Origin of the sequence: Streptomyces sp. NPDC058221, from assembly GCF_042882365.1 — a bacterium.
GTDB lineage: Bacteria > Actinomycetota > Actinomycetes > Streptomycetales > Streptomycetaceae > Streptomyces.
On sequence record NZ_JBHVWF010000235.1, the window covers coordinates 1 to 8164 of the forward strand.

The 8164-nt window shown below is 70.1% G+C and carries 6 protein-coding genes; 1 reads left to right on the forward strand and 5 read right to left on the reverse strand.

The genetic code is table 11. The features are described from left to right. The 5 genes from ACFVW8_RS37285 to ACFVW8_RS37305 all read right to left on the reverse strand — a co-directional run. Window positions 1-275, reverse strand: a 275-nt coding sequence (locus tag ACFVW8_RS37285; RefSeq protein ID WP_389698158.1) for a LacI family DNA-binding transcriptional regulator, incomplete at its 3' end; no start/stop codon positions are given. An 88-nt stretch (window positions 276-363) separates the two neighbouring features. Continuing rightward, window positions 364-1425, reverse strand: coding sequence for an ABC transporter permease (locus tag ACFVW8_RS37290; protein WP_389698160.1), 1062 nt, complete (start codon window positions 1423-1425; stop codon window positions 364-366). Continuing rightward, window positions 1422-2396, reverse strand: a complete 975-nt coding sequence (locus tag ACFVW8_RS37295; RefSeq protein WP_389698162.1) for an ABC transporter permease — start codon at window positions 2394-2396, stop codon at window positions 1422-1424. Before ACFVW8_RS37295 ends, ACFVW8_RS37290 begins: the two co-directional genes overlap by 4 nt. Further along, window positions 2393-4066 carry a sugar ABC transporter ATP-binding protein gene (locus ACFVW8_RS37300; RefSeq protein WP_389698164.1) on the reverse strand — a complete coding sequence of 558 codons (1674 nt, stop codon included), beginning with the start codon at window positions 4064-4066 and terminating at the stop codon, window positions 2393-2395. The genes ACFVW8_RS37295 and ACFVW8_RS37300 overlap by 4 nt, the downstream gene beginning before the upstream one ends. Window positions 4067-4257: 191 nt before the next feature. Continuing rightward, entirely contained in the window at window positions 4258-5343 is a 1086-nt protein-coding gene (locus ACFVW8_RS37305) for an ABC transporter substrate-binding protein (RefSeq protein WP_389698166.1), read from the reverse strand. A 521-nt stretch (window positions 5344-5864) separates the two neighbouring features. On the opposite strand from ACFVW8_RS37305, the gene ACFVW8_RS37310 reads away from it, so the two are divergent. Further along, window positions 5865-8164 (forward strand): beta-L-arabinofuranosidase domain-containing protein (locus tag ACFVW8_RS37310; RefSeq protein ID WP_389698168.1); only part of this gene is annotated, 2300 nt, incomplete at its 3' end.

Genomic DNA, 8164 nt, shown 5'->3' on the forward strand with positions numbered 1-8164 from the left:
GTGTAGTCGTGCCGGGCGGCCGCGTCGACGACCTCGCCGGCCAGCTCCGCGAAGTAGGGGTTGCCGAACTCGGGAACGGCGAGGGCGATGATGCCCGTACGGCCCTTGCGCAGATGCCGCGCGGTGAGGTTCGGCCGGTAGCCGAGCTCGTCGATGGCCTGCTGCACCTTGGCGCGCATCTTCGGTGTGACGTGCTGGTAGTTGTTCACCACGTTCGACACGGTCTTGATGGATACGCCCGCCCGTTGGGCAACGTCCTTGAGGCTGACGCCCACGGCACTCCCTGAATCGACTTGACGCGCGGTAAAGCGCAGTGGCCCGGTTCGGCTCGACCTGTGCCGGGGCCAGGGCCCCGGCACTGGTTCAGGTGGTTCTGCGGCTGCGCGCCAGGTAGCGCTGTGCCACGACGACAACGATAAGGAACCCTCCGCTGACCACCGACTGGTACGAGGAGTTCAGCGAACCGATCTGGTTGATCAGATTCTGGATGACGGCGAGCAGCAGTACGCCCCAGAGCGTCCCGCTGATCGATCCGGCGCCGCCGATCAGGAGCGTGCCGCCGATGACGACGGCGGAGATCGCGTCGAGCTCCATGCCCACGCCCACGATGGTGACCCCGGACGACAGCCTGGCCGCGTTGAGCGCGCCCGCGAGTCCGGCCAGCAGTCCGCTGAGCGTGTAGACGAGTATTTTGGTGCGGGCCACGGGCAGGCCCATCAAGGTGGCCGCGTCGCTGCTGCCGCCGACGGCGAAGAGCGTCTGGCCGAACGAGGTGCGCTGCAGCAGCAGTCCGCCGATACCGAACAGCACCAGGGCGATCAGGATCGGGTAGCCGAAGCCCCAGACGCTGCCCTGCCCGAGCTCGGCGAAGGCCGATCCCTTGGGGATCAGGTAGGTGGTCGCGCCCTCGTCGGTGATGGCGAGGAGGATGCCACGGGCCCCCAGCAGGGTGGCGAGTGTGACGATGAACGGGGCCATTCCGGCGCGGGCGACCAGGAAACCGTTGAGCAGCCCGATGGCGCCGCACACCACGAGGGGCGCGAACAGCGCGGCCAGGAAGCCCCATTGCGAGGCCCAGGCGGCGAGCACACCGCCCAGCGCGAAGACGGAACCGACGGACAGGTCGATGCCGCCGGTGATGATGACCATCGTCATGCCGAGGGCCACCACGGCGAGGAACGACGCCTGCACGGTCACACCGCGGGCGTTGTCCAGCGTGTGGAACGACGGGTAGATGAAGGACGCGACGATCACGACCGTGACCAGGACCGCGAGCACGCCCTGGCGCTGGAGGAGTTCGGCGAGCCGCTGTCCGACCGGGGGTGTCGCGCCGGGCACGGGGCTGGGCGCACCGCCGCCGGACGCAGCGGAGGTCTTGCGCGGTGCCGGGGCCTGGGCCACCGGGGATGGTGAGGTTTCGTTCATCGGGACCGACGCTCCCGGGCGACGTAGACGGCGGCGATGATGATGGCCGCCTGGGCGATCTGTGCGGTGGAGTCGGGCAGGTCGTGCTTGACGAGAGTGGCGCGCAGCAGCTGCATCAGCAGGGCGCCCGCGACCGTGCCGAGCACCCTGATGGAACCGCCGTTGAGTGGGGTGCCGCCGACCACGACCGCCGTGATGGCGGAGAGTTCCATGAGGTTGCCGAGCGAGGAGGGGTCGCTGGCGGTGAGCCGGGCCGTGGCGAGGATGCCGGCCAGGGCGGCCAGCACCCCGCAGAGCATGTACACACCGATCAGTACCCGGCGTACGGGCAGTCCGGCGAGGGAGGCCGCTGACCGGTTGCCGCCGATGGCGACGATCTGCCGGCCGAAGGTGGTGCGGGCGACGAGGAAGGCGACGGCTATCGCGAGGACGGCCGCGATGAGTACGACGGTCGGGATGCCGAGGAAGGAGCCGGTGCCGAGCGACAGCAGGTCGGGGTTGACGATCTGCTTGAGCTGACCGTCCGCCACGACCAGGGCCAGGCCGCGGCCGCCGACGAACAGCGCGAGGGTGGCGACGATCGGCTGGAGCCCGACGAGGGAGACCAGCGTCCCGTTGACCGCCCCGACGAGCGCACCGGCCAGCAGCGCCATGACGAGTGCGGGCACCAGCCCGTACCCGAGGTAGAGCGGCAGGAGCGCGGCGGCCAGCGCCATGGTCGAGCCGACGGAGAGGTCGATGCCCTCGGTGCCGATCACCAGGGCCATGCCCAGGGCGACGATCACGATGGGGGCGACCTGGACGAGCTGGGTGCGGAGGTTGTCCGCGGTCATGAAGTGCTCGGTGAACAGGGCGTTGAAGACGAGCACCACCGCGACGGCGAGGTACACGCCGTACTCCTGGTACCAGGCGGGGTCGCGCAGCCGCGCCAGCGGGGAGGCGGCGGGTGTGGAGAGCGTGGCCTGGGTCATCGGGGGTCCTCCTGAGCGGCCGGGGCCTTCCCTGCGGGCGCCGGTGAGTGATCGGCGAGCACTTCGAGCAGATGGCTCTCGGCCACCTCGTCGCCCGCCAGTTCGCCTGCGACCGCGCCGCCGCGCAGGACGACGATGCGGTCGGCGCCCTCGATGAGTTCCTCGATGTCGGAGGAGATGAGCAGGACGGCCAGGCCCTCGCGGGCGAGGTCGTCGATCAGGCTCTGTACCTCGGCCTTGGCGCCGACGTCGATGCCTCGGGTGGGCTCGTCGAGCAGCAGGACCTTGGGCTCCAGGCAGAGCCAGCGGGCCAGCAGAACCTTCTGCTGGTTGCCGCCGGAGAGCTCGCCGACCTTCTGCTCGGGGCTCGCCGCCTTGATCCGCAGCCGTTTCATGAAGATGTCGACGATGCGGTCCTGCTTGGCGCGGGAGACGACACCGGCGCGGGAGAGGCGGGGCATCGCGGCCAGCACGATGTTCTCGCGGACCGAGAGGCCGGGAACGATGCCTTCCGCCTTGCGGTCCTCGGGCAGCAGGCTGATGCCGGCCCGGATGGCGCCGGCCGAGGTGAGCCGGCGCAGAGTGCGTCCGCCGACTCCGATCTCCCCGGAGTCCAGCTTCAGCGCACCGGCCAGGGCCTTCGCGGTCTCGCTGCGGCCGGAGCCGAGCAGACCGCCGAGGCCGAGCACCTCACCGGCGTACAACGACACCGATATGTCGTGGAGTTGGTGGTCCCGGGAGAGGCCGGTCGCGGTGAGCACCGGGGTGCGCGAGGCGTCGTGGCCCTCGGATCCGAAGCTGGTGAGGCCGGAGCGGCGGACCTCGGCCATGTCGCGGCCGAGCATCATCGAGACGAGCTGCATGCGGTCGAGGTCGGCGAGGTCGCCGGTGTGGATGTGCCGGCCGTCGCGGAGCACGGTGACCCGGTCGCAGATCCGGTAGAGCTCGTCCATGCGGTGGCTGACGTAGAGCACCGCGATTCCGCGTCCGCGCAGGTCCTCGATGACCCGGAAGAGCGTCTCGACCTCACGCGGTTCCAGCGAGGAGGTGGGCTCGTCCATGATGACGACCTGGGCGTTGACCGAGACGGCCCGGGCCAGGGCGACCATCTGCTGGGTGCCGATGCCCAGGGTGTGCAGCGGCCGCTTCGGGTCGACGCGGACGCCGAAGCCGTCGAGCAGTTCGGTGGTCTCGCGGTTCATGCGGGAGAAGTCGATCAGGCCGAAACGGTTCTTCGGCTCACGCCCGAGGAAGATGTTGCGCGCCACGCTCATCAGCGGGACGAGGTTCACCTCCTGGTAGATCGTGGAGATTCCGGCCTGCTGCGCCTCGAACGGCCGGGCGAAGGCGATCTGCTGCCCGGTCAGCCGCAGCTCGCCCTCGTCGGGCTGGTACACCCCGGTCAGCACCTTGATCAGGGTGGACTTGCCGGCCCCGTTCTCCCCCACCAGTGCGTGGGTCTCTCCGGCGCGCAGCGAGAAGGAGACGTCGTCGAGGGCTACGACGCCCGGGAAGCGCTTGCTCACCGCGCTGGCTTCGAGGACGGCCGCGGCCGGGGCGGCGGCGTCCGGCGCGCCGGCGGCCTCCTTCACGAGGGCGCCGGGCGAGGCTGCCTCCTTCGCGTCGGCGGCCGGCTCCGGCGGCTGCGGTACTGCTTCGGGTGGTGCCATGGCTGGTCTTGGCCTTCCGCTCTTCCAAGGGTGTGGGCCCGGTGGCCGCCGTGACGGGTGGGAGCGTCACGGCGGCGGTGCGCCGCCGGGGGCCGGTGCGGACCGGGCGGGCCGCGTACGGGGAGGTACGCGGGCCGGTCCCGGTCCGGCGGTGCCCTGCGGTTACTACGGGCAGGTGGGGCCGGTGACGGTCAGAACGCGCCGCCGAGCGAGGCCTTGGCGTTGGACTCGTCGTAGGCACGGTCGGAGATGATGACGTTCTCCGGGATCTCCACGCCGCCGTAGAACTTCTGGGCGGTCGCGAAGGCCAGCGGGCCGAAGCGCGGGTTCGACTCGATGACGGCGTTGTACTCGCCGTTGACCAGGGCCTGGACGGCGTTACGGGTGCCGTCGACGGAGACGATCTTGACGTCCTTGCCGGGCTTCTTGCCGGCGGCCTTCAGCGCGGTGAGCGCGCCCAGTCCCATCTCGTCGTTCTCCGCGTAGACGGCGGTGATGTCGGGCTTGGACTGGATGAGCTGCTCCATGACCTGCTGGCCCTTGTCGCGGGCGAACTCACCGGTCTGCTGGGCGACGATCTTCAGGCCGGGCGCCTTGGCCTTGAGCTCGTCGACGAAGCCCTTGGTGCGGTCGGTCGTCGTGTTGTTGCCCGACGTGCCGAGCAGGATGGCGACCTTGCCCTTGCCGCCGGTCGTCTTGATCATCGCGTCGGCCGCGCGCTTGCCCTGCTCGACGAAGTCGGAGCCGAGGAAGGACACATAGTCCTTGCACGCGGTGGAGTTGAGCTTGCGGTCGATGGTGAGGACCGGGACCTTCTTGGCGGCTGCGGCCTTCAGCGCCGGCTCCAGGCCGTCGGAGTTCAGCGGGGCCACGATGAGGAACTGGGCGCCCTGCGACAGCATGTCCTGGATGTCGCTGATCTGCTTGGACAGCTGCGACTGGGCGTTGGTGGTCAGCAGCTTCTTGACGCCGACCTTCTTGGCCTCGTCCTTGATGGACTTGGTCTCGGCGATCCGGAACGGGTTGGCCTCCTTCTCCGACTGGGAGAAGCCGACCACCGCGTTCTTCAGGTCCAGCTTCGGCGACCCGTAGCTCTGCAGCGAGCAGCCGGAACCGGAGGAGGACTCGGGGGACTTGGCCGCCTGGGCGCCCTGGCTGCTGTCAGCGCTCGCATCGTCCGAGCCCTCCGACTTGGAGCAGCCGGAGGCGGCCAGCGTGGCGGTGGCGGCGAGGAGGCAGGCCACGGCGAGGGTACGGGTTCGGCGCTGGATCATCATGCGCGGGAGCTCCTTGGCGGGATGACGGCACACTCACGGGCGTGCGGTCGGGCATGGCTGGACGATGCATCGGCCGCTCGGCGGCTGATGTCACTGCATTCCTCACGACCCCCGCCAGTGCGTCACGGGGCGGTCCCCAACTGCACGAACTGCGGTCGTGAGAGCCTGCGCGGCCTCTCGGCGGCTCGGTTTACAACGTTATATAGGCGGCGTGGCACGGGCGGCAAGAGCGTTGTCGATGCGTTTCCAAAATGTGTCGGAGTTGCCGGGGCCGAACTACGGTCCCCGCCCCACCGGTTACTGCCGCACCCCTGGACAGCCGCTTGACAGCGTGCTGTCATACCGCCGGTAGCTCAGTTTTCCAACGTTGCAAGAACGTCGCCGCGCAGCCCCTCGGGCCGCGACGGCGCTCCTTGCCGTGCGCACGCTCCGGCACCGACCGGACCGGTGCGCCATGGCAGCCCGCACGAGTCATGCCGTCCCCGAGCCGGAGACCCGGCCGGCAGAGAGCAGGAGCCCCCATGCCCCTGAACCGCAGACAACTCATGGCAGGCGCGCTGGTCACGGCTGCCGCCGCGACGGCGGCGAGCGGCCGCTGGGCCACCACCGCGACCGCCGACGCACACCGGATACCGGCCGCCCGCGGCGGTCACTACTCCCCCAACGCGGCTCCCCTGCACCCGACGGCGTTCCTGAAGCTCCCACCGGGCCGGGTGACCGCACGCGGCTGGCTGGCCGGACAGCTCAAGCTCCAGCTGGACGGCCTCTGCGGCCGCTACGAGGAGCTCTCGCACTTCCTGGACTTCGGCGCCACCGGCTGGGTCCGCCCCGACCTGGACGGCTGGGAGGAGGTCCCGTACTGGCTGCGCGGCTACACCGACCTCGCGATCGTCACCGGTGACGCCGAGGCGCTGACCGCCGTGCGCCGCTGGTTCGACGCCATTCTCGCCACCCAGCAGTCCGACGGCTTCTTCGGCCCGAAGTCGCTGCGCACGTCGTTGAACGGCGGACCGGACTTCTGGCCCTTCCTGCCGCTGGTCCAGGCGCTGCGCTCCTGGCAGGAGTACACCGGTGACACCCGGATCATCCCGTTCCTCAGCAGGTTCTTCCGCTACATGAACGCCCAGGGGCCGGGCGCCTTCAACACCAGCTGGATCGCACTGCGCTGGGGCGACGGCCTGGACAGCGTCTTCTGGCTCTACAACCGCACCGGCGACACCTTCCTGCTGGATCTCACCGACAAGATCCACGCGAACGGGGCCGACTGGGGCGACAACCTGGTCAACCCGCACAACGTGAACATCGCGCAGGGCTTCCGCGAGCCCGCCCAGTACGCGCTGCGCAGCGGTGCGGCCCAGGACACCCGCAACACCTACGGGACGTACGGCAAGGCGATGGACCAGTACGGCCGGTTCCCCGGCGGCGGCTTCGCCGGGGACGAGAACGCCCGCCCCGGGCACGGCGATCCCCGGCAGGGGTTCGAGACCTGCGGGATCGTCGAGTTCATGGCCAGTCACCAGCTGCTCACCCGGATCACCGGCGATCCGCTGTGGGCCGACCGCTGCGAGGAGCTGGCCTTCAACTCGCTGCCGGCCTCGCTCGACCCCGCCGGCCGGGCCATCCACTACATCACCAGTGCCAACAGCGTCGATCTGGACAACGTGCCCAAGAAGGACCGGCAGTTCCAGAACAGCTTCGCCATGCAGGCCTTCCTGCCCGGCGTCGACCAGTACCGCTGCTGCCCGCACAACTACGGCATGGGATGGCCGTACTTCACCGAGGAGCTGTGGCTCGCCACCCCCGACGGCGGGCTCGCGGCCGCGATGTACGCGGCCTGCGAGGTCACCGCGAAGGTCGCGGACGGCACCGAGGTCACCTTCACCGAGGAGACCGGCTACCCCTTCACGGACACGGTCACTCTGACCCTGAAGGCGCCCGGGCAGTTGGCCTTCCCGCTCGTGCTGCGGGTGCCCGCCTGGTGCGAGGCCCCGGAGATCGAGGTGAACGGGGACCGGGTGGACGCACCGGCCGGCCCCGCCTTCACCCGGGTCGACCGCACCTGGTCCGACGGCGACCGGGTCACCCTGCGCTTCCCGCAGACGACCACGGTCCGCACCTGGCAGGACAACCACGGCTCCGTCAGCGTGGACCGCGGCCCGCTCACGTACTCCTTGCGGATCGGCGAGGAGTACGAACGCACCGGCGGCACCGACCAGTTCCCGGAGTACGCGGTGCACGCCACGGGCCCGTGGAACTACGGCCTCGTCCTGGACGGGAAGAAGCCGGCCGCCTCCCTGCGCCACCGCACCGTCCGCCGCACGAAGGACGACAACCCCTTCACGCTGGAGGGCACGCCGCTCACCATGACCGCGCGGGCCCGCCGGATCCCGGAGTGGACGGCGGACGGCGAGCATGTCGTCACTCCTCTCCAGGACAGCCCGGCGCACAGCACGGAGCCGGTGGAGGAGGTCACGCTCGTCCCCATGGGGGCGGCACGGCTGCGGATCACCTCGTTCCCGACGGCCGGTCCGGACGGTTCGCCCTGGCTGACCGACGGCTGGTACCGCATCCGCAACCGGCACTCGGGCAAGGTCCTCGGCGTCGACAACATGTCCACGGCCAACAGCGCCCACGTCGTCCAGTTCGACGACAACGGCACCGACGACCACCTCTGGCAGCTCGTCCCCGAGGGAGACGGCCGGTACCGCATCCGCAACCGCAACTCCGGCAAGGTCCTCGGCGTCGACAACATGTCCACCGCCGACAGCGCCCACGTCGTCCAGTTCGACGACAACGGCACCGACGACCACCTCTGGCAGCT

Coding starts and splice junctions, on each gene's coding strand:
- ACFVW8_RS37290 (WP_389698160.1), bottom strand. CDS start 1,425: ATGAACGAAACCTCACCATCCCCGGTGGCCCAGGCCCCGGCACCGCGC.
- ACFVW8_RS37295 (WP_389698162.1), bottom strand. CDS start 2,396: ATGACCCAGGCCACGCTCTCCACACCCGCCGCCTCCCCGCTGGCGCGG.
- ACFVW8_RS37300 (WP_389698164.1), bottom strand. CDS start 4,066: ATGGCACCACCCGAAGCAGTACCGCAGCCGCCGGAGCCGGCCGCCGAC.
- ACFVW8_RS37305 (WP_389698166.1), bottom strand. CDS start 5,343: ATGATGATCCAGCGCCGAACCCGTACCCTCGCCGTGGCCTGCCTCCTC.